We start from the raw sequence: 24149 nt of genomic DNA, 5'->3' as shown, positions 1-24149 counted from the left end.
GTCAGTCCTCCTGGTGGTGGGAATCAGCGGTGTCACCGGCCGCCTCGGCGATCCTGGCGGCCAGGACCGGTCCGATCTGGGCCAGCGAGCCGGGTTGGGTCATCCGGTTGTGCCGGGTGGTGACCTCGTGCGATTCGATCCGGCCGGTGACGTAGGGCTGCCAGATCTCGGGCCCGGCGTTGTCCTCGGTCCGGTCGATCGTGGAGTTGAAGAGCAGCAGGTCCCCGTCGAACGTCGCGGGGACGAAGTCGACCGCCAGCTGCGCGTTGTTGATCATGATCTGGACGACCACCTCGATCTGCCGCTCGGTCAGGCCGGCCAGCGCGCTGCCGCGCCGGTTCAGCACCTCGGCGACCTCGGCGTAGGTGACGTCCCGGTCGCCCAGCTCGTCCGGGTCGACGTCGAGCACCCCGACGAGCACGTCCCGCTCGGTGGGGACGGGCACCTCCTCGAAGGTCACGTCCTTCACCGGGTAGGCGTCGAGGATCGCCAGCAGCGCGGTCCGCTCGCCGCGCGACTGCAGCTCGCAGGCCAGCGCGTGGGCGATCAGCCCGCCGGCGGACCAGCCGAGCAGCAGGTACGGGCCCTCCGGCTGGATCTTCCGGATGTGGTCGGCGTAGTCGGCCGCCATCTCCTCGTAGGACGTCGGCAGCGGTTCGGGCCGGCCGAGGCCGCGCGCCTGGATGGCGTAGACCGGGTGCTGCGGGCCGACGTGGTTCAGCAGCCCGCTGTACGACCAGCTGATGCCGCCGCCGGGGTGGATGCAGAACAGCGGGGTGGCGGTGCCGGTCGTGCGCAGCGGCAGCACCACGTCCAGGGCGTCCTCCGGATCGTTCATGAGCAGCCGTTCGGTGAGCCCGGCCACGGTCGGCGCCTCGAACAGCATCCGCAGTCCCAGCTCCAGGCCCAGGGTCTCGCGGACCCGGGAGGCCAGCCGGGCGGCCAGCAGCGAGTGACCGCCCAGGTCGAAGAAGCCGTCGTCGATGCTCACCTGCTCCCGGCCGAGGACCTCGGCGAACAGGCCGCACAGCAGCTGCTCCTGCGGCGTCCGGGGGCCGCGCCCGGCGTCCGAGGCCCCGTACTCGGGGGCGGGCAGGGCGGCCCGGTCGAGCTTGCCGTTCGCGGTCAACGGCAGCGCGTCCACGGTGACGAACGCCGCCGGCACCATGTAGTCGGGCAGGTCGCGGCGCAGTCGGCCGGACAGCTCGCCCGGCTCGGGCGCGCCCTCGGGGGCGGGCACCAGGTAGGCGACCAGCCGCTTGTCGCCCGGCCGGTCCTCGCGGGCCACGACGGCCGCCTGGGCGACTCCCGGGCAGCCCGCCAGGACGGCCTCGATCTCGCCCGGCTCGATCCGCAGGCCGCGCAGCTTGACCTGGTGGTCGGCGCGTCCGGCGAACTCCAGCGTGCCGTCGGCCCGCCACCACGCCAGGTCGCCGGTGCGGTACATCCGGCTTGCGGGCGGCCCGTACGGGTCGGCGGTGAAGCGCTCGGCCGTCAGGCCGGGCCGGCCGAGGTAGCCGCGGGCCACGCCCGTCCCCGCGAGGTACAGCTCGCCGACCATCCCCGTCGGCACCGGCCGCAGGTGGTCGTCGAGGACGTAGGCGCGCATGTTGGCCATCGGCGCGCCGATCGGCACGGAGGCGGCCTGCTCGGAGAGGGCGCGCACGGAGTGGCAGCTGGCCAGGGTGGTGGCCTCGGTGGGCCCGTATCCGTTGACCACCTCGATGCCGGGACAGGCGGCGAGCACCCGGGCGGCGGCCGCCGGGGAGACCACGTCGCCGCCGGTCCACACCTCGCGCACCCCGGCGAGCAGGCCCGGGCGCTCCTCGGCGACCAGCCGGAACAGGCCGGCCGTCAGCCAGAGTCCGGTCACCCCGTGCGTGGCGACCGTGTGCTGCAGCAGGTCGATGTCGAGCTGCTCCGGCGGTGCGACCACGATCCGGCCGCCGTTGAGCAGCGGTACCCACAGCTCGTAGGTCGACAGGTCGAAGGCGGTCGGGGAGTGCATCAGCACCCGCTCGTGTCCGCCGCCGCGCCATTCGGGGCTGAGCGCGAGGCCCACCACGTCGCGGTGGGTGACGGCCACGCCCTTCGGCCGCCCGGTGGAGCCGGAGGTGTACAGGACGTACGCCACCTGCCGCGGGTCGCACGGGACGTCGACCCCCGATGGTCCGACCCGCGACGGACCGTCCCCGGACGGACCGACCCCGGACGGACCGGCCCCGGACGGACCGGCCGCGGACGGATCGGGCTCGGCCCGCAGCAGGGCGGTCAGCACCTCCTCGGTGAGCACGAGCGCGGCGCCGGTCTCCCGCAGGATCAGCTCGATGCGGGAGGACGGGAAGCGCGAGTCCAGCGGTACGTAGGCGCCGCCCGCCTTGACGATCGCGAGGATCGCCACGACCAGCTCCGCCGAGCGGTCCAGCATGACCGCGACCGGCGTCTCCGGCCGTACGCCCCGGCGGATCAGCGCCCGGGCGAGGCGGTCGGTCCGCAGGTCGAGTTCCCGGTAGGTCAGTTCGGTGCCGCCCGCCACGACGGCCACCGCGTCCGGGGTGGTCCGGGCCTGGCGGGCGAACAGCTCCGGCACCGCGGCCTCGGGCAGCTCGGCGGCGACGCCCATGAACCCGGACAGCAGCTGGTGGCGTTCCTCGTCGGAGATGACGTCGATCCGGCTGATCGGCCGGTCGGGGTCGGCGACCGCCGCGCGCAGCAGCCGGGCGAAGCGGTCGAACAGCAGCTCCACCGTGGACGCGTCGAACAGGTCGGTGGCGTACTCCACCGCGCCGACCAGCCCGTCGGGGCTCGGGGCGCCTCCCGGGCCGCCGGGCCCGGAGGGGCCGTCCGCGCGGAACTGCTCGGCCAGGCTGAAGGTCAGGTCGACCCGGGAGGTCCCGGTCGGCGCCTCCAGGTGGCCGGTCTCCAGCCCCGGCAGCGCGAACTCGCCCAGCGGCGCGTTCTGCAGGGCCAGCATGACCTGGAACAGCGGGTGGCGGGCCAGCGAGCGCGCCGGGTTGACCGCTTCGACGAGGTACTCGAACGGCACGTCCTGGTGGTCGTACGCGGCGAGCGCCTTCTGCCGCACCCGGCCGAGCAGTTCGGCGAAGGCCGGGTCGCCGCTCGTGTCGGTGCGCAGCACCAGGGTGTTGACGAAGAAGCCGACGAGTTCGTCCAGCGCCTGGTCGGTGCGGCCGGCGATCGGGCTGCCGATCGGGACGTCGGTGCCGGCGCCGAGCCGGGTGAGCAGCGCGGCGAGGCCGGCCTGGAGCACCATGAACATGCTGGCGCCGCGTTCGGTGGCCAGGTCCCGCAGCGCCCGGTGCAGTTCGGCGTCCAGCCGGACCGCGACCCGGTCGCCCAGCTGGGAGGCCACCGGCGGCCGGGGCCGGTCCGCGGGCAGCTGGAGCTGCTCCGGCAGGCCGGCCAAATCGTCCTTCCAGTAGTCCAGTTGCCGGGTGAACAGGCTGTCCTGGTCGGCGGCGTCGCCGAGCAGGTCGCGCTGCCAGCGGGTGTAGTCGGCGTACTGCACCGGCAGCGGGGACCACTGCGGCTCCTCGCCCCGGCAGCGTGCCGCGTAGGCCGCGGCCAGGTCGCCGGAGAGCGGGCCCATCGACCAGCCGTCGGCGGCGATGTGGTGCACCACGACCAGCAGCGCGTGCCGGTCGGGGGCGAGCGCGTACAGCTCCGCCCGGACCGGCGGTTCCGCCGCCAGGTCGAAGCCGCGCCGGGCCGCCCTCGCCAGTCGCCCGGGCAGTTCGCTCTCGTCGAGTTCGGCCACCGGCAGGGCCGGGTGTGCCTCGGCGGCGCTCAGCACGACCTGGTACGGCACGCCGTCCGTCTCGCGGAAGACGGTGCGCAGGCTCTCGTGCCGGGCGATCACGTCCGCCAGCGCGGCGTGCAGGGCCGAGCGGTCGAGTTCGCCGGTCAGGCTCAGCGCGAGCGGCATGTTGTAGGTGGCGCTGGGCCCGTCCATCCGGTGCAGGAACCACAGGCGGCGCTGGGCGAAGGACAGCGGGACGTGCTCCGGGCGGGGCCGGGCGGTCAGCGCGGGGCGTGCCGTTCCGGAGCCGTCCAGGCAGGCCGCCAGGGCGGCCACGGTCGGGGCCTCGAACAGCGTGCGGACCTCCAGTTCCGCGCCGAGGGTCGCCCGGACCCGGGAGGCCAGGCGGGTCGCCAGCAGGGAGTGCCCGCCGAGGTCGAAGAAGCCGTCGTCGACGCCGACCTGGGCCAGCCCGAGCACCTCGGCGAACAGTTCGGCGAGGAGCTGCTCCTGCGGGGTGCGCGGGGCCCGCCCGGCTGCGGCCGGGCCGAGGTCGGGGGCGGGCAGGGCACGGCGGTCGAGCTTGCCGCCGGCCGTCAGCGGCAGTGCGTCCAGCGCCACGAACGCCGACGGGACGAGGTAGTCGGGCAGCCGGCCGCGCAGCCAGTCGCGGAGTTCGCCGAGGAGGGCGCCGGTGCCCCGGGTGCCGGTCGGGCGGTTGGTCAGCGAGGACAGCGGCCGGCCGGTCCGGGTCGGGCGGTGGGCCTCGACGGGTGCGTCCGCCGGTCCTTCGGTGACGGGCCCGTCGGTGGAGAGCCCGTCGGTGAAGAGCACGTCGAGGGCTTCCGGTGCCCCGGCCGACCAGGTGAGGTGCACCCGGCGGCCGAACTCGCCGCCGAGGGCGTGGAAGTCCTCCGGGTCGGGCAGGTCGCCGTCGTCCGGCCGGTGCAGCCGCTCCAGCAGCTCGGCGAGCGGGCCGTCCCCGTTGCGCACCGCCCGGTCCAGCTCGGCCTCGCGGGCGACGCGGCGGTTCGGAGTGCCGGTGAGCCGCACCGCTCCGGTGCCCGGCCGCCCGAGCAGTTCGCGCAGCTCCGCCAGGCCGGCGATGTCCCGGCCCCACGCCAGGTCCAGCGGCTCGACCGGTACGGCCTGCTGCTCGTACAGCGTCACGTCGTAGCGGTAGCGGGTCAGTTCGTTGTGGTGCCGGCCGCGCTTGACCTCCACGGCCACCGCGCCGATGTCCGTGCCGTGCGCCCGCAGGGCGGTGAAGAAGTCCGGGTCGACCAGGAGTTCCTTCTCGACCCGGACGGCCTGCTCGACCGCGCGGCGCACCGCCGCGAGGTCGCCGTCGTCGCCGGTCCGGTGCAGTCGGACGGCGGTGGCCAGCGGGCGCAGCAGCCGCAGGTTCCGGACGTCGCCGATGAAGAGGGCGCCGCCGGGGGCGAGCAGCCGCATCAGCTTCCCAATCACGTCGGCGAGGTAGTCGGCGGACGGGAAGTACTGCACCACCGAGTTGATCACGATGGTGTCGAAGTCCCCGGCCGGCAGCCCGTCGGTGTCGTGGGCCGGGCGGGTCTGCAGCACGACCCGGTCGGCCAGGTCCTGCTGCCGGGCGACCTGGGCGGTGAGCGCGTCGATCGCGGTGGCGGAGAAGTCGGTCGCCCAGTAGGTCTCGCAGTGCGGCGCGACCTGCGAGAGCAGCAGGCCGGTGCCGACGCCGACCTCCAGCACCCGGCGGGGGCGCAGCGACAGGATGCGGTCCACGGTGGCGTCGCGCCACTCCCGCATCTGCTCGACCGGGATCGGGGCGGCGTCGTAACTGCTGTTCCAGCCGACGAAGTTCTGGCCGAAGGCGGCTTCCTCGGGGGCGATGGGCAGGGCGTCGTAGATGCCCCGCCACTCGTCCACGTGGTCCGCTTCGACGCCGCTGTCCCGGGACGCCTCCTGGCGCGGGACGACGTAGCCGATCAGCCGGTCGTCCTGGGCGAGTACGGCGGCCCGGGCGACGGCGGGGTGCTCGGTCAGGGCCGTCTCGATCTCGCCGGGCTCGACGCGGAAGCCGCGCACCTTCACCTGGTCGTCGGCGCGGCCGACGTACTCCAGCTGACCGTCCGTCCGGAAGCGCACCACGTCACCGGTGCGGTACATCCTGGCGCCCGAGGGGCCGAACGGGCAGGCGACGAAGCGTCCGGAGGTCAGCCCCGGCCGGTTCAGGTAGCCGCGCGCCAGGCCGGCGCCGGCGACGTAGAGGTCGCCGGGCACGCCGGGCGGCACCGGCCGCAGCCGCTCGTCCAGGACGTAGACCCGGGCGTTGGTGATCGGCCGGCCGATCGGCGGCACGCCGGAGCCGGGGGTGAGCGGGTCGCTCATGGTCGCGCACACCGTGGTCTCGGTCGGGCCGTACGCGTTGATCATCCGGCGTCCGGGGGCCCACCGGGCCACCAGCTCCGGCGGGCACGCCTCTCCGGCCACGACCAGCGTCGACGCGGCCACCGAGCCCTCCGGCAGGGCGGCCAGGACGGACGGGGGCACGGTGACGTGGGTGACGGCGAGGCCCGGGTCGCTCAGTGCGGCGACCGGGTCCGCCGCGGGCGGCAGCACCAGGGCCGCGCCGCGCAGCAGGGCGGTGTAGATCTCCGACACCGAGGCGTCGAAGCTGGGCGAGGCGAACTGCAGCACCCGGCTGTCCGGGTCGATCGCGAACCGCTCGATCTGGGCGGCGACCAGGCTCGCCACACCGCCGTGCGCGACCACGACGCCCTTGGGGCGGCCGGTCGAGCCCGAGGTGTGGATCACGTAGGCCGGCTGCCGCACGTCGAGGGCGACCTCCGGGTCGGTGTCGGGCCACGCCTGGACGTCCGTCACCATCGCCGGGTCGTCGACCAGCAGGGCCGGGCGGGCGTCGTCGAGCATGAACGCGATCCGGGCCGCCGGGTACGCCGGATCCACCGGCAGGTACGCGGCCCCGGCCTTCAGCACGCCCAGGACGGCCACCACCGACTCCACCGACCGCGGCAGCGCCACCGCCACCAGCTGCTCCGGACCGACACCCCGCGCGATCAGCGCATGCGCGAACCGGTTCGAGCGCGCGTCCAGCTCCCGGTACGTCAACTCGACGTCGCCGTGGACGAGCGCCACCGCGTCCGGCGTCGCCGCCACCTGCGCCGCGAAGGCCTTCGGCACCGGGACGGCGCCCACGTCGAGGGCGGTCGCGTTGCCCTGTTCCAGCAGCCGGTGCCGCTCATCGGCGTCGAGCAGGTCGATCGCGCCGATGGGCTGCTCCGGGTCGGCGGTGACGGCCTCCAGCAGGAGCGTCCAGCGCCGGGTCAGGGCAGCGACCGTCGAGCGGTCGAACAGGTCGGTGGCGTACTCGACCGCGCCGACGATCCCGGCCGGGCTCCCGTCCTCGGCGAACTGCTCGACCAGGCTCACCCCGAGGTCGAACTTGGCGGTCCCGGTGGCCACCGCGTAGGTAGCGACCTCCAGTCCGGGCAGCGAGAAGCGGCCCATCGGCGCGTTCTGCACGGCCAGGATCGTCTGGAACAGCGGGTGGTGGGAGAGCGAGCGGGACGGGTTCAGCACCTCCACCAGGTGCTCGAACGGCACGTCCTGGTGTGCGTACGCCGACAGGGCCGTCTCCCGCACCCGGCCCAGCAGCTCGGCGAAGCTCGGGTCGCCGCCGGTGTCGGTGCGCAGCACCAGGGTGTTGACGAAGAACCCGACCAGCTCGTCCAGCGCCTCGTCGGTGCGCCCGGCGATCGGGCTCCCGATCGGGATGTCCGTCCCCGCGCCGAGCCTGGTGTACAGCGCGGCGAGCGCCGCCTGCAGCACCATGAACAGGCTCGTCCCGGTGCTGCGGGCCAACTCCGTGAGGGCGGCGTGCAGTTCGGGGCTCAGCTCCAGGCCGAGGTGGTCCCCGTGCCAGCCGGCGACGGCCGGCCGCGGCCGGTCGGCGGGCAGCTGGAGCAGTTCGGGCAGCTCGGACAGCTGGCGCTTCCAGTAGTCGAGTTGCTCGCTGAACCGGCTCTGCGGGTCGGCGGTGTCGCCGAGCAGCTCGCGCTGCCACAGCGTGTAGTCGGCGTACTGCACCGGCAGGGCCGGCCGGGCGAGCGAGCGGCCCTCGCAGCGGGCGGCGTACGCCTCGGCCAGGTCACGGGCCAGCGGGCCGGTGGACCAGCCGTCACCGGCGATGTGGTGCATCACCAGCAGCAGCACGTGCTCGTCCGGCGCGAGGGCGAACAGCCCGGCGCGCAGCGGGGGTTCCGCCCCGAGGTCGAAGGGCTGCCGGGCGAACTCGGCGAGCCGGTCGAAGAGTTCGGCCTCCGTCAGCTCGGTCAGCCGTGCCCGGGGCCGGGCCGCGGCCGGGTCCAGCACGCGCTGGCACGGGACGCCGTCGACCTCCGGGAACACCGTGCGCAGGCTCTCGTGCCGGGCCACCACGTCGGCCAGCGCCTGGTCCAGCGCCGCCCGGTCGAGCGTTCCGGTCAGCTGGAGTGCCAGCGGGATGTGGTAGGTCGCGGCGCCGCCGTCCATCCGGTGCAGGAACCAGAGCCGGCGCTGGGCGAAGGACAGCGGTACCCGGTCCGGGCGCTCGTGCACGGTCAGCGCCGGGCGGGCGTGGCCCGCCCCGGCCAGCGCCGCGGCCAGGCCCGCCACGGTGGGCGCCTGGAACAGCGCGCGCAGCCCGAGCTCCAGGCCGAGCACCGAGCGCACCCGCGCGGCCAGCCGGGTGGCGAGCAGGGAGTGCCCGCCCAGGTCGAAGAAGTCCTCGTCGACTCCGACCTGCGGCACGCCGAGCACCTCGGCGAACAGGCCGCACAGGATCTGCTCCTGCGGCGTGCGCGGCGCCCGGCGGGCCTCGGCCGAGCCGAGGTCGGCAGCGGCAGTGGGAGCGGGCAGCGCGGCGCGGTCCAGCTTGCCGTTGGGGGTCAGCGGCAGCGCGTCCAGCACCGTGAACACGGCCGGCACCAGGTAGTCGGGCAGCCGCTCGCGCAGGTGCGCGGCCAGCTCCGTCTGCCGCACCGACCTGCCGGGACGGGCCGCCACGTAGCCGATCAGCCGGTCGTCCCGGGCCACGACGGCGGCCTGGGCGACGGCGGGGTGCTCGGCCAGGGCGGCCTCGACCTCGCCGAGTTCGACGCGGAAGCCGCGCACCTTCACCTGGTCGTCGACGCGGCCGACGTACTCCAGCTGACCGTCCGTCCGGAAGCGCACCACGTCACCGGTGCGGTACATCCTGGCACCCGAGGGGCCGAACGGGCAGGCGACGAAGCGTCCGGCGGTCAGCCCCGGCCGGTTCAGGTAGCCGCGCGCCAGACCGGGGCCGGCGACGTACAGCTCCCCCGCCACGCCGGGCGGCACCGGCCGCAACCGCTCGTCCAGCACGTACGTCCGGAAGCCCGCGACCGCCCGGCCGATCGGCGGCACGCCCGCGCCGGGCGACAGCGGGTCGCTCATCGTCGCGCAGACCGTCGTCTCGGTCGGGCCGTACGCGTTGATCATCCGTCGGCCCGGCGCCCAGCGGGCCACCAGCTCCGGCGGGCAGGCCTCCCCGGCCACGACCAGTGTCGTCGCGGCCGGCGAGCCCTCCGGGAGGGCGGCCAGGGCCGAGGGCGGCAGGGTCACGTGGGTGACGTCCGGCCCGCGGTCCGTCAGGGCCTCCAGCGGGGCCTCGGCCGGGGCCAGGACGAGGGCCGCGCCGGTCAGCAGGGCACTGCACAGGTCCCAGAAGGACGCGTCGAAGCTGGGCGAGGCGAACTGCAGCACCCGGCTGCCCGGCGCCACGCCGAGCCGTTCGACCTGTGCCGCGACCAGGCCGGACACGCCGCCGTGCGTGACGGCCACGCCCTTGGGTCGCCCGGTCGAGCCCGAGGTGTAGATCACGTAGGCCGGGTGCCGGGCGTCCACCACGACGCCCGGATCGGCCTCCGGCCGGCCTTCCCCGACCACCGTCGCGGGGTCGTCGACCAGCAGGGCCGGGCGGGCGTCGTCGAGCATGAACGCGATCCGGGCCGCCGGGTACGCCGGATCCACCGGCAGGTACGCGGCCCCGGCCTTCAGCACGCCCAGGACGGCCACCACCGACTCCACCGACCGCGGCAGCGCCACCGCCACCAGCTGCTCCGGACCGACACCCCGCGCGATCAGCGCATGCGCGAACCGGTTCGAGCGTGCATCCAGCTCCCGGTACGTCAACTCGGCATCGCCGCACACCAGCGCGAGCGCGTCCGGCGTCGCCGCCACCTGCGCCGCGAACAGCTCCGGCAGGCTCACCGCGGCCGCCGCGACGTCGGCGGCGGGCAGCGGCAGCAACTCGCGCCGCTCCTCGGCGGACAGCAGGTCGATCCCGCCGATCGGCGTGTCCGGGGCGGCGGCGACCGCCGCCAGCAGCCGCAGCCACCGGGCGACCAGGGCCTCGACCGTCGAGCGGTCGAAGAGGTCGGTGCTGTACTCGACGGCCCCGTTCAGCCCGGCCGGCTCGCCGGCCGGCCCGTGCTCCTCCGCGAACCCGAAGGTCAGGTCGAGCCGCGCCGTCCCGGTGAGCACGGTCACCCCGGAGACCAGCAGACCGGGCAGCTCGAAGTCACCGCCCGGTGCGTTCTGCACGACCAGTCCGGTCTGGAACAGCGGGTGGTGGGAGAGCGAGCGGGACGGGTTCAGCACCTCCACCAGGTGCTCGAACGGCACGTCCTGGTGCGCGTACGCCGACAGCGCCGTCTCCCGCACCCGGCCCAGCAGCTCGGTGAAGCTCGGGTCACCGCTGGTGTCGGTGCGCAGCACCAGCGTGTTGATGAAGAAGCCGACCAGCTCGTCCAGCGCCTCGTCGGTGCGCCCCGCGATCGGACTCCCGATCGGGATGTCCGTCCCCGCTCCCAGCCGCGTGTACAGCGCGGCCAGCGCCGCCTGCAGCACCATGAACAGGGTCGCACCCGACCGGCGCGCCAACCCGGCCAGTGCCGTGTGCAGTTCGGCGTCGATCCGGAGTTCCAGCAGGTCGCCGCCGTACGACATGGTGGCCGGGCGCGGCCGGTCGGCCGGCAGCGGCAGCTGCTCGGGCAGCCCCGCCAGCGCCTCCGTCCAGTGGGCGACCTGCCGGGCGAACAGGCTGTGGCCGTCCTGCTCGTCGCCCAGGATCTCGTGCTGCCACAGGGTGTAGTCGCCGTACGTCACCGGCAGCGGCGGCCAGGCCGGCGCCCCGCCGCCGTGCCGGGCCGTGTAGGCGGTGGCCAGGTCCCGGGCCAGCGGGCCCATGGACCAGCCGTCCCCGACGATGTGGTGCATCACCAGCAGCAGCACGTGCTCGTCCGGCGCCACCGCGAACAGCTCGGCCCGCAGCGGTACTTCCGCGGTCAGGTCGAAGCCGCGGACCGCCGCCGCGCGCAGCAGGGCGGGCAGCTCCGCCTCGCCGGCCGCGTGCACGGTCAGCGGGACGGCGGCCTCCTCGGCGTCCAGCACCCGCTGGTACGGGATTCCGGCGAGGTGCGGGAAGACGGTGCGCAGGGTCTCGTGCCGGGCCGCGACGTCCGCGAGCGCGGCGCCCAGCGCGGCCCGGTCGAGGTCGCCGGACAGCCGCAGGGCCAGCGGCATGTGGTAGGTGGCGCTCGGCGCGCCGAACTGCTGGAGGAACCAGAGGCGGCGCTGGGCGAAGGACAGCGGCATCGGATCGCGGCGGGGCCGGGGTACCAGGGCCTGCCGCGCGGTGCCGGCGTCGTGCAGCCCGGCCGCCAGTCCGGCCGGTGTCGGGGTGCGGAACAGGCTGCGCAGCTCCAGTTCGACGCCGAGGGTCGCCCGGACCCGCGAGACCAGCCGGGTGGCGAGCAGGGAGTGCCCGCCCAGCCCGAAGAAGTCCTCGTCGACCCCGACCCCGGCGAGGCCCAGCACCTCGGCGAACAGCTCGCAGAGGATCTGCTCCTGCGGGGTGCGCGGCGCCCGGCCGCCGGCGGTCGGGCCCGGCTCCGGCGCGGGCAGCGCCGCCCGGTCCAGCTTTCCGTTCGGTGTCAGCGGCAGCGCGTCGAGCAGCACGAACGCCGACGGCACCAGGTGGTCCGGCACCCGGTCGCGCAGGTGGGCCGCCAGCGCCGCGGCGGTCGTCCCTGCCGCGGCCTGCGGGACGACGTACGCGACGAGCCGGGTCTCACCCGGCCGGTCCTCGCGGGCGAGCACCGCGACCCGGGCGACGCCCGGGTGCGCGCTCAGTTCGGCCTCGATCTCGCCCGGCTCGATCCGGAAGCCGCGCACCTTCACCTGGTGGTCCACCCGGCCGGCGAACTCCAGCTCACTGTCGGCGCGCCAGCGGACCAGGTCGCCGGTGCGGTACATCACCGAGCCCGCCGGCCCGTACGGGTCGGCGACGAAGCGTCCCGCGGTGAGCCCGGGCCGGTTCAGGTAGCCGCGGGCGAGCCCCGTTCCGGCGAGGTACAGCTCGCCCGTCACTCCGGGGGCGACCGGCTGCAGGGCCGGATCCAGCACGTACGCGCGGCAGTTGGCGATCGGCCGGCCGATCGGCACCGGGACCGGGCAGTCCGCCGGGTCGGCGGGCAGCTGGTAGGCGGTGATCACATGGGTCTCGGCGGGGCCGTAGTGGTTGTGCAGCACCCGGCCGGGCCGGCGGGCCCGGAAGCGGCGTACGGCGCCGCCGAGGCGCATCGCCTCGCCGGCCTGGGCGACCAGCCGCAGGGCCGGCAGCTCCAGCCCGGCCTCCTCGGCGGCCTCGGCCAGCGCCTCGACCACCAGGTTGGGCGCGTACAGCTCGCCGACCTCGTGCCGGTCCAGCCAGTGCGCGAACAGTTCGGCGCTGCGGCGCTGCTCCTCGGCCGGCACCACCAGGGTCTTGCCGTACAGCAGGGCGGAGAGCACTTCCTGCACCGAGACGTCGAAGCTGATCGCGGTGAACTGCGCCACGCGCGTACCGGGTTCGCCGCCGACGGCCCGGTGGTGCCAGGCCAGCAGGTTCAGCAGTCCGGCGGCGGGCATCACCACGGCCTTGGGCCGGCCGGTGGAGCCCGAGGTGTAGATGACGTAGGCCGGGTGGCGCGGGTCCACGGCGACGGCCGGGTCGTGCTCCGGCTGCTCCTCGGACGGTGTGACGGCGGCGAGGTCGTCGAGCACCACGGCCGGGCGGGCGTCCTCCAGCATGTACGCGATGCGGGCGGCCGGGTAGTCCGGGTCGACCGGCAGGTAGGCCGCACCCGTCTTGAGCACCGCGAGGACGGCGACGACCAGCTCGGCGGAACGCGGCAGCCGCAGGGCGACGACCTGCTCCGGCCCCACCCCGCGCGCGATCAGCGCGTGGGCCAGCCGGTTGGCCCGGCGGTTCAGTTCGCGGTAGGTCAGCGCGCTGTCGTCGACGACCACCGCCGGGGCCTCCGGGGTCGCCCGGACCTGCGCCTCGAACAGGGCGGGCAACGTGACGGCGGGCGCCGGGCGGGCGGTGTCGTTGCGCGCGACCAGCAGCTCGTGCCGCTCCTCGGCGGTGAGCACGTCGATCCGGCTGAGCGGCCGGTCGGGCTCGGCGACCACCGCCGCCAGCAGCCGCAGCCACCGGGCGACCAGGGTCTCCACCGTGGCGTGGTCGAACAGGTCGGTGCTGTACTCGACCCGCCCGACGATGCCCTCGGCCGGGCCGCCGCTGCCGCCGCGCTCCAGCAGGTGGAAGCCGAGGTCGAACATCGTCGTGGGCGTGCGCACCAGGACGATCTCGGCGGCCAGACCGCTCGGCGCGAAGTCCGTGCGGGGCGTGTTCTGGAGCGCGAGCAGCACCTGGAACAGCGGCTGCCGGTCCGGCGACCGGGAGGGGTTGAGGGCCTCCACGACGTGCTCGAACGGCAGGTCCTGGTGGGCGTACGCGCCGAGCGCGCCCTCCCGGACCCGGACCAGCAGCTCGGCGAAGGACGGGTCGCCGCCGGTGTCCGTCCGGAGCACCAGGGTGTTGACGAAGAACCCGACGAGGTCGTCCAGCGCCTGGTCGGTGCGGCCGGCGATCAGGCTGCCGACCGGGATGTCCGTGCCCGCGCCGAGCTTGTCCAGCAGCGAGGCCAGGGCGGCCTGCAGCACCATGTACGCACTGGCGCCGTGCTCCCGGCCCAGCCGGACCAGCCCGGCGTGCAGGTCCGCGTCGAGTTCGATCGCGAGGTGGCCGCCGGCGTGGGTGGGGCTCGCCGGGCGGGGGCGGTCGGCGGGCAGCCGGATCTGCTCCGGCAGCCCCGCCAGCGTCTCCTTCCAGTAGGCCGTCTGACGGGCGAACAGGCTGTCCTCGTCGGTGGATCCGCCCAGCAGCTCGTGCTGCCACAGGCTGTAGTCGGCGTACTGCACCGGCAGCGGCGCCCACTGCGGCTCCTCGCCCCGGCGGCGGGCCGCGTACGCGTCGGCCAGGTCGGCGGCCATCGGGCCGAGCGACCAGCCGTCACCGGCGATGTGGTGGATCACCAGCAGCAGCACGTGCTCGTCCGGCGCCGTCTCGAACAGTCCGGCGCGCAGCGGCGGTTCGGTCGCGAGGTCGAATCCCCGCGCCGCCTCCGCCGTCAGCAGCCCCGGCAGGTCCGCCTCGGCGGCCCGGGTGACGGGCAGCCGCGGCGCGGCGGCGCCGGCGTCCAGCACCACCTGGTGGGGCACTCCGTCGCTCTGGGGGTAGACCGTGCGCAGGCTCTCGTGCCGGGCGACGACGTCGCCGAGGGCCGCGTGCAGGGCGGCCCGGTCGAGCTCGCCCGACAGCCGCCAGGCCAGCGGCATGTTGTACACCGGGCCGGCGTCCTCCAGCTGGTGCAGGAACCACAGCCGCTGCTGCGCGAACGACAGCGGGACCACCTCGGGGCGCTCCGCGCGGCGCAGTGCGAGCCGCGCCCGGCCGGCGCCGCCGAGCCCGGCCGCGAGCCCGGCCACCGTCGGGGTCTCGAACAGGCTGCGCAGCTCCAGCTCGACCCCGAGGGTGGTGCGCGCCCGGGCGACCAGCCTGGTCGCGAGCAGCGAGTGCCCGCCGAGGTCGAAGAAGTCGTCGTCGACGCCGACCCGGGCCACGCCCAGCACCTCGGCGAACAGTTCGGCGAGGACGTGCTCCTGCGCGGTGCGCGGGGCCCGGCCGCCCCGTGCCGCGGTGTACACGGGCTCGGGCAGCGCCCGGCGGTCCAGCTTGCCGCTGACCGTCATCGGCAGGCTCTCCAGGGGGACGAACGCGGCCGGGACCATGTAGTCCGGCAGTCGCTCGCGCAGGTGTGCCCGCAGCGCCTCCGGCTGGAGTTCCGCCCCGGCGACGGGCACCGGGTAGGCGACCAGCCGGCGGTCCTCGGCCCGGGCCTGCCGGACGACCACGGCGGCCCGCGCGACCTGCGGGTGTTCCGCGAGTGCCGCCTCGATCTCACCGAGTTCGATCCGGAAGCCCCGGACCTTGACCTGGTCGTCGAGACGGCCGAGGAACTCCAGGTTGCCGGAGGCGTCCCAGCGCACCAGGTCCCCGGTGCGGTACATCCGGGATCCGCTCGGCCCGGACGGGTCGGCGACGAAGCGCGCGGCGGTCAGGGCATGCCGGTTCAGGTAGCCGCGGGCCAGGCCCGCACCGGCGATGTACAGCTCGCCCGGGACGCCCGCGGGCACCGGCTGCAGCCTGGCGTCGAGCACGTGCAGCCGGACGCCGGCGAGCGGCCGGCCGATCACCGGGCGCGGGCTCGAATCCAGCGGCGCGACGACCGAGTCCACCGTGCACTCGGACGGCCCGTAGTAGTTCAGCGAGACCAGGTCGTCGGCGGCGCGCAGCCGCTCCCACAGCTGCTCCGTCACGGCCTCCCCGCCCAGGCCGACCAGCGACGGACGCCACCGCGGGTGGTCCAACAGGCCGTGCGCGACGAGGACTTCCAGGTAGGACGGGGTGCCGCCGACCATGTCCAGACCGACCCGCGCGGCGTACGCGACGAAGGCGTCCGGGTCGGACCAGGTCTCCTCGTCCAGGACGTGCAGTTCGTGGCCGTCGTACAGGCCGAACAGCTGGTCGCAGGAGGCGTCGAACGACACGGACGTGGTCAGCCCCATCCGCACCCGCTCCCCCGTGCGGAACATCAGCGGACGCTGGTTGGCGAACAGGTTGGACAGGCCGCCGTGCGTCACCACGACGCCCTTGGGCCGTCCGGTGGAACCGGAGGTGTAGATGACGTACGCGGGGTGGCCGGGGTCGACGGCCACCGCCGGGTCCGTCGCCGGGCAGGCCGCCAGCAGGGCGGCCGTCTCCGGGGCGTCCGTGACCAGCCACCCGGCCGGGCCGTCCGGCAGCCCGCCGCGGGTGCGGGAGTCGGTCAGCACCAGGACCGGCCGGGCGTCGTCGAGCATGTGCCCGATCCGCGCGGCCGGGTACCCGGGATCGACCGGGAGGTACGCCGCGCCGGTCTTCAGCACCGCGAGGATCGCCACCACCAGCCCGGCCGAGCGCGGCAGCGCCACCGCCACCAGCTGCTCCGGCCCGGCCCCGCGCGCGATCAGCGCGTGCGCCAGCCGGTTCGCCCGCGCGTCCAGCTCCGCGTACGTCAGCGACGCCTCCGGCCCGACCACCGCGACGGCGTCCGGGGTCGCCCGCACCTGGGCGCGGAACAGCTCCGGCATGCCCGCGGTGAGGGCCCCGGCCGCCGGGCCGGTGCCCAGCGCCGTCAACTCGCCGCGCTCCTCGGCGGTGAGCAGGCCGAACCGGCTGAGCCGCCGCGCCGGGTCGGCGACCGCGGCGCGCAGCAGCCGCTCCCACCGTCCGATCATCGTCTCGATGGTGGCCCGGTCGTACAGGTCGCCGGCGTACTCGACGAAGACGTCGACCCCCTCCGGCGCGGGGGCGCCTCCCGGGCCGCCCGGCGTGGCGGGACCGTCCGGCGCGTGCCGCTCGGACACGGTGAAGATCAGGTCGAGCTTGGCGGTGGTCGACGCCGACGGCACGTCGTCGACGCGCAGGCCGGGCGGTGCGAACTCGGCCCGGGGGGCGTTCTGCAGCACCAGCATGACCTGGAACAGCGGGTGGTGCGCCAGCGACCGGGACGGGTTCAGGAGCTCGACCAGGTGCTCGAACGGGAGGTCCTGGTGGGCGTACCCGGCCAGCGCGGTGTCCCGGACCCTGCCCAGCAGTTCGGCGAAGGTCGGGTCGCCCGAGGTGTCGGTGCGGAACACCAGGGTGTTGACGAAGTAGCCGATCAGTTCGTCCTGCGCCTGGTCGGTCCGGCCCGCCACCGGGCTGCCGACCGGGATGTCCTCGCCCGCGCCGAGCTTGCTCAACAGCGCCGCCAGGCCTGCCTGGAGCACCATGAACAGACTGGTCCCGTGCCGGCGGGCGAGCTCGCGCAGCCCGCGGTGCAGTTCGGCGTCCAGCCCGGCGTGCACGGAGCCGCCCCGGTGCGAGGCGACCGCGGGGCGGGGTCGGTCGGTGGGCAGCTGGATCCGCTCCGGCAGGTCCGCCAACTGCCGGGTCCAGTAGGCCGCCTGGCGGGCGAACAGGCTGTCCTCGTCGGTGGACTCGCCCAGCAGCTCGTGCTGCCACAGGGTGTGGTCGGCGTACTGGACCGGCAGTTCCTCCCACCGGGGCTCCTCGCCCCGGCAGCGGGCCGCGTAGGCGGCGGTCAGTCCCTGCGCGAGCGGGCCCAGCGACCAGCCGTCGCCCGCGATGTGGTGGAGCACCAGCTGGAACACGTGGTCGTCCGGTGCCAGCTCGAACAGCCGGACCCGCAGCGGCACGTCGACCGCCAGGTCGAACGGACGGTCCTTCGCTTCCGCCAGGACGGCCGGCAGCCCGGCCTCGGTGGTCCGGCTCACCCGCAGCCGCGGGCTCCCCGCCACGACGTCCAGCACCCGCTGGTGCGGCACGCCGTCCACCGCCGGGAAGACGGTGCGCAGGCTCTCGTGCCGGGCCACCACGTCCGCCACGGCGGCCTCCAGGGCCCGCCGGTCCAGGCTCCCGGACAGCCGCCAGGCCAGGGCGATGTGGTAGTTCGCGCCGGCACCCTCCAGCTGGTGCAGGAACCACAGTCGCCGCTGGGCGAACGACAGCGGGACCACCTCGGGGCGCTCGCGCCGTGCCAGGGCGGCCTGCGCCGGCCCGGCGGCCACCAGGGTGGCGGCCAGGCCCGCCGGGGTCGGCGCCTCGAACAGGGTGCGCAGCGGCATCTCCACGCCGAGCGTCGCCCGGATCCGGGCGGCCAGGCGGGTGGCCAGCAGTGAGTGCCCGCCCAGGTCGAAGAAGCCATCGTCGACGCCGGCCGACGCCACGCCCAGGACCTCGGCGAACAGCTCGCAGAGGACCTGCTCCTGCGCGGTGCGCGGCGCGCGGCCGCCGACCGCGGGGGCGAGGTCGGGGGCGGGCAGGGCGCGGTGGTCGAGCTTGCCGTTGGCGGTCAGCGGCAGTGCGTCCAGCAGGACGAACGCGGACGGCACCAGGTGCTCCGGCAGCCGCTCGGCCAGGTACCCGCGCAGCTCGGCGGGGCGCGGCTCGGCGGGGCGCAGCTCGGCCGGGCGCGGCGCGGCTCCGGCGGCCGGCACCACGTAGGCGACCAGCCGGGTGTCGTCGGCGCGGTCCTGCCGGGCCAGTACGGCGACCTGGGCGACGCCGGGGTGCGCGGCCAGCGCCGCCTCGATCTCGCCGAGTTCGATCCGGAAGCCGCGCACCTTCACCTGCTGGTCGGCCCGGCCGACGTAGCGCAGGCCGCTGTCCGCCGCGCGGCGCACGACGTCGCCGCTGCGGTACATCCGGGAGCCGGCCGGCCCGAAGGGGTCGGCGACGAAGCGGCCGGCGGTCAGGCCGGGCCGGCCGAGGTAGCCGCGGGCCAGGCCGGGGCCGGCCACGTACAGCTCGCCGGCGACGCCCGGCGCCACCGGGCGCAGGCCGGCGTCGAGCACGTACGTCCGCAGGTCCGGCAGCGCCGTGCCGATCTGCCCGGCGGCGGTGCCGGAGCGGTCGAGCGCGGCGTGGGTGACGTGCACGGTGGTCTCGGTGATGCCGTACATGTTGACCAGCCGCGGCGTGTCCTCCGGGTGCCGCTCGTACCAGCTCGCCAGCCGGGCGTGCTCCAGCGCCTCGCCGCCGAACACCACGGTGCGCAGGGCGAGTTCGGGCTCCGCCTCCTGGTCCGCCTGCATCAGCTGGTAGAAGGCCGAGGGCGTCTGGTTGAGCACCGTCACCCGCTCGCGGGCGAGGAGTTCCAGGAACCGGCCGGGCGAACGGCTGGTCTCGTGGTCGACGACCACCAGCCGGCCGCCGTGCAGCAGCGCGCCCCACAGCTCCCACACCGAGAAGTCGAAGGCGTAGGAGTGGAAGAGCGTCCAGACGTCCTCGGTGGTGAAGCCGAACAGCTCGCGGGTGGTGTCGAACAGCCGCACCACGTTCCGGTGCGGGACGACGACGCCCTTGGGGTTGCCGGTGGAGCCGGAGGTGTGGATGACGTAGGCCGCCTGGGCGGGGTCGATCGCGACCCGGGGGTCGGTGTCCGGCTGTCCGGCGAGGTCGGCGGTGTCCAGCAGCAGCCGGTCCACGCCCTCCGCTCCGGGCAGCTCACCGGCCGCGCCGGTGGTCACCAGCAGTGCGGGCCGGCCGTCCTGGAGCAGGTAGGCGATCCGGGCCGCCGGGTACCGCGGGTCCACCGGGAGGTACGCGCCGCCGGCCTTCAGCACGGCGAGCACCGCCACGACCAGCTCGGCCGAGCGCGGCAGGGCCAGCGCGACCAGCTGCTCCGGGCCCACGCCCCGGTCGATCAGGGCGTGTGCGAGCCGGTTCGCGCGGGCGTTCAACTCGCCGTAGGTCAGGGTGACGTCGCCGTCCGTCAGGGCGACGGCGGCCGGGGTCGCCCGCACTCGCCGCTCGAACAGCGCGGTCAGGCCCTCCGCCGGCAGGGCCTCGCCCTGGTCCGTTCCGGCCGGGAGCAGCGCGCCGAGTTCCTCGGCGGACAGCACGTCGACCCGGCCGATCCGCCGGCCGGGGTCGGCGGCCACGGCGCGCAGCAGCCGCAGCCACCGCTCGACGATCCCGGCCGCGGTGGCCGCGTCGAACAGGTCCGTGCTGTACTCCAGCACGCCCGACAGGCCGTCCTCGCCGGGCTGTTCGGCCAGGACGAAGGTGAGGTCGCACTTGGCCGTCCCGGTGGGGACGAGGTCGGTCGCCACCCGCAGCCCCGGCAGGTCGAAGGTGCCGAGCGGCGCGTTCTGCAGGGCGAGCATGGTCTGGAACAGCGGGTGGTGCGCCAGTGTGCGGGTCGGGTTGAGCGCCTCCACCAGGTGCTCGAACGGCACGTCCTGGTGCGCGTACGCGGCCAGCGCGTCGGCGCGCACCCGGCCGAGGAGTTCGGTGAACGACGGGTCGCCGGAGAGGTCGGTGCGCAGCACCAGGGTGTTGACGAAGAAGCCGACCAGCTCGTCGACGGCCTCGTCGGTGCGCCCGGCGATCGGGGTGCCGATCGGGACATCGGTGCCGGCGCCGAGCTTGCCGAGCAGGGCGGCGAGTCCGGCCTGGAGCACCATGAAGAGGCTGGCCCCGCCGTCGCGGGCGAGTTCCCGCAGGCCCTGGTGCAGTTCGGCGTCGATCCGCACCGGCAGCTGGGCGCCCCGGTAGGACATCGCGGCCGGCCGGGGGCGGTCGAACGGCAGCTCGACCTGCTCGGGCAGGCCGGACAACTGCTCACGCCAGTAGGCGAGTTGGCCGGCCAGCAGGCTGTCCGGGTCCGAGCCGTCCCCCAGCAGCTCCCGCTGCCAGAGGGCGTAGTCGGCGTACTGGACGGGCAGCGGCGACCATTCCGGCTTCGCGCCCTCGGCGCGGGCCGCGTAGGCGGTCGTCAGGTCCCGCGAGAGCGGCCCCGTCGACCAGCCGTCACCGGCGATGTGGTGCACCACCAGCAGCAGCACGTGGTCCTCGGGCGCCAGGCGGAAGAGCTCGGCGTGCAGCGGCGGTTCCGCGGCGAGGTCGAACCCGTGCCGGGCCGCCTGCGCCAGCCGCTCCGGCAGTTCGCGTTCGGCGAGCTCGGTGACCCGCAGCCGCGGCCGGGCCTCGTCGGGGTTCAGCACCCGTTGGCACGGCACGCCGTCGACCGTCGGGACGACGGTGCGCAGGCTCTCGTGCCGCTCGACCAGGTCCGCCAGGGCGGTCGCCAGCGCCCGCTGGTCCAGGCTGCCGGACAGCCGCAGGGTCAGCGGGATGTTGTAGGTGGCGCTGGGGCCCTCCATGCGGTGCAGGAACCACAGCCGTCGCTGCGCGAAGGACAGCGGGACGGTCTCCGGCCGCTCGCGGCGCGCCAGCGCCGGGCGGGCCCGGCCCGCGACGTCCACCGCTGCCGCCAGTTCCGCCACCGTCGGCGCCTCGAACAGGTCGCCGAGCCGCAGCTCCACGCCGAGGACCGAGCGGACCCGGGCGACCAGCCGAGTGGCCAGCAGGGAGTGCCCGCCGAGGTCGAAGAAGCTGTCGTCCGGCCCGGGTTCGGAGACCCCGAGCACCTCGGCGAACAGCCCGACGAGCAGGTGCTCGGTCGCGCTGCGCGGCGCTCGGCCCGGCGCGGCGGACTGCCGCCCGGGCGCCGGCAGGGCCCGCCGGTCGAGCTTGCCGTTCGGGGTCAGCGGCAGCGCGTCCAGCAGCACGAGGTCCGACGGCACCAGGTGCCGGGGCAGCCGCTCGCGCAGGTGGTCGCGCAGGACGGCTTCGGTCACGGTGGTGCCGGGCTCGGCGACGGCGTAGGCCACCAGCCGGGGCTCGTCCTCGGTCCGCACCACGGCGGCGGTCCGGGTGACCAGCGGGTGCTCGGCGAGGACGGCCTCGATCTCGCCGAGCTCGACCCGGAAGCCGCGGATCTTCACCTGGTCGTCGAGACGGCCGAGGAACTCCAGGTTGCCGTCGGCGCCCCACCGGACCAGGTCCCCGGTGCGGTACATCCGGGATCCGCTCGGCCCGTACGGGTCGGCGACGAAGCGCGCGGCGGTCAGGGCGGGCCGGTTCAGGTAGCCGCGCGCGAGGCACGCGCCCGCGATGTACAGCTCCCCCGCCACGCCGGCCGGCAGCGGCCGCAGGGCGCCGTCGAGCACGTGCAGCCGGACGTTGGCGGCCGGTCGGCCGATCACCGGGCGCGGGCTCGAACCCACGGACGCGATCACCGGGTTGACGGTGCACTCGGACGGTCCGTAGAGGTTGAGGCAGGTCACCCCCTCGGCCGCGCGCAGCTGCTCCCACAGCTGCTCCGGGACGGCCTCGCCGCCCGCCGCGACCAGCGCCGGGCGCCAGTCCGGGTCACCCAGCAGCCCGTGGGCGACGAGGACGTGCAGGTAGGAGGGGGTGGCTTCGATGTAGTCCAGTCCGCAGCGCGCCGCGTAGCGGACGAAGGCGTCCGGGTCGGTCCAGGTCGCGTGCTCCAGGACGTGCAGCTCGTGGCCCGCGAACAGGGCGAGCAGCTGGTTCCACGACGCGTCGAAGGACACCGAGGTGGTCAGGGCCACCCGCAGCCGCTGCCGCTCCCCGAGCACCGACGCGAAGTGCACCTGCCGCAGCTCGGCGAGCAGGTCGAGCAGGCCGCCGTGGGTCGGTGTCACGCCCTTGGGCCGTCCGGTGGAGCCGGAGGTGTGGATGACGTACGCCGGGTGCCGCGGATCGACGGCGACCGCCGGGTCCGCCGCCGGACGGCCCGCCAGCAGGGCGGCCGTCTCCGGGTCGTCGAGCACCAGCCGGCCGACGGGAGCGCCGTCGGGCAGGCGGGCCCCGCTGCGGGAGTCGGTGACCACCAGGGCCGGCCGGGCGTCGTCGAGCAGGTACGCGATGCGGGCGGCCGGGTACTCGGGGTCGACCGGGAGGTACGCCGCGCCGGTCTTCAGCACCGCGAGGACGGCCACCACCAGCTCGGCCGAGCGCGGCAGCGCCACCGCCACCAGCTGCTCCGGCCCGGCGCCCCGCGCGATCAGCTCGTGCGCCAGCCGGTTGGCCCGCGCGTCCAGCTCCGCGTACGTCAGCGAGACCTCGCCGCACACCAGCGCGACGGCGTCCGGGGTCGCCCGCACGTGCTCCCGGAACAGCTCCGGCAGGCTCGCGGCCGGGGGCTGCGCCAACGGTCCGGTGCCGAGGGCCGTCAGCGCGCCGTGTTCCTCCGCGGTGAGCAGCCCGATCCGGCCCACCGGGGCGTCCGGGTCGCAGTCCGCGACGGTGTCGAACAGTGCGAGCAGGCGCTGCCGGTGGGCCGCGAGGTCGTCGTCGCCGTACGCCTCCGGCGAGCCGTGCAGCCGGAGCAGCGGCGGGTTGCCGTCCCGGTAGTCGAAGACCCAGACGGCGAGGTCGGTGGTCGAGCCGGACACGAAGTGGTGCACGTCGGCGGGGTGCCCGGCGAAGCTCGGCCTGGAGTTGAAGGCCATGATGTTGACGATCAGCGGGAACGCCGTCGCGATGCCGCCCGGGGCGCCGAGGTCGCGCAGCAGGTCCTCGCTGCGGTAGCGCTCGTGGGCGACGGCCGTCTCGACCTCCCGCGCCGCCTGGGCGACGAGGTCGCGCCAGGGCATGTCCGGTCGCACCGTCAGCCGCAGCGGCACCACGTTGGACACGGTGCCCGGTACGGCCCTGAGGTCCCGGTCGGCGCCGCGGCGCGCGGTGACGGGCATGGCGAGCACCACGTCCCGGTTGCCGGTCATCCGGTGGGCGTAGAGCGCCGTCGCCGCGATCACCAGCCGGGACCACCGGACGCCGGAACGGCCGGCCGCGGCCCGCAGGGCGTCCGGGCGGCGCAGTTCGCGCTCCTCGGCCAGGCGCAGCGCGCGGTGCGGGTCGGTCGCGGAGGTGTCGGTGAGCCGGGTCGGGGCGGGCAGGTCGGCGAAGCGCCCGGTCCAGTGGGCGCGGTCGGCGGCGAAGTCGGCGGACGCGCGGTAGGCGGCGTCGCTGTCGACGAGGTCCTGCAGCGAGCCGAACGGGCACGGCGGCACGGCGCCGTCCTCGGCGAGGGCCGAGTACACCTCGCCGACCCGCCGGCGGAGCATGGAGCTGCTGATCGCGTCCAGCACCACGTGGTGGTAGTTCAGGTACCAGAGGAACTCGGTCGGCGCGGCTTTGATCAGCGCGTGGCCGAACAGCGGGTCGCGGGCGAGGTCCAGCGGGCGCTGCAGGTCCCGTTCCATCCACTCGACGGCTGCCGTTCGGGGGTCGGGCTCCCCGCTGAGGTCGAGGTGCGCGGGCGCCCAGTCCCAGCTCTTCCGGAGGACCTGGCGCGGGCCCTCGCCGTCGTCGACGAAGGTCACGTGCAGGGCGTCGACCTCGTCGACGACCCGGCGCAGTGCGGTCTCGAACAGCTCCCGGTCGACCGGCCCGTGGATCTCCAGGCATTCGCCGACGCGGTAGCCCGGGATCGGTGTCCGGGAGCTCTGCTCGGCGAGCCAGATCTCGCGCTGGGCGGCTGTCAGGGGAAGGACGTCACCGTCGCGACGGGACATG

At 75.4% G+C, this 24149-nt stretch carries 1 protein-coding gene; it reads right to left on the bottom strand.

Annotation, left to right across the window (positions count from 1 at the left end; genetic code table 11):
* Position 1: 1 nt before the first annotated feature.
* Positions 2 to 24148, bottom strand: coding sequence for a non-ribosomal peptide synthase/polyketide synthase (locus tag ABT048_RS31980; protein ID WP_350525055.1), 24147 nt, complete (start codon positions 24146 to 24148; stop codon positions 2 to 4).
* Position 24149: the final 1 nt, after the last annotated feature.

The organism is Kitasatospora sp. NPDC096140, assembly GCF_040303045.1.
Lineage (GTDB): Bacteria > Actinomycetota > Actinomycetes > Streptomycetales > Streptomycetaceae > Kitasatospora.
The sequence above is the reverse complement of the archived record's forward strand: the minus strand, read 5'-3'. Positions and strand labels throughout refer to the sequence as shown.

What these genes read in the sequence shown, in the direction of transcription:
- ABT048_RS31980 (WP_350525055.1), bottom strand. Translation starts at nt 24,148, where the DNA reads ATGTCCCGTCGCGACGGTGACGTCCTTCCCCTGACAGCCGCCCAGCGC.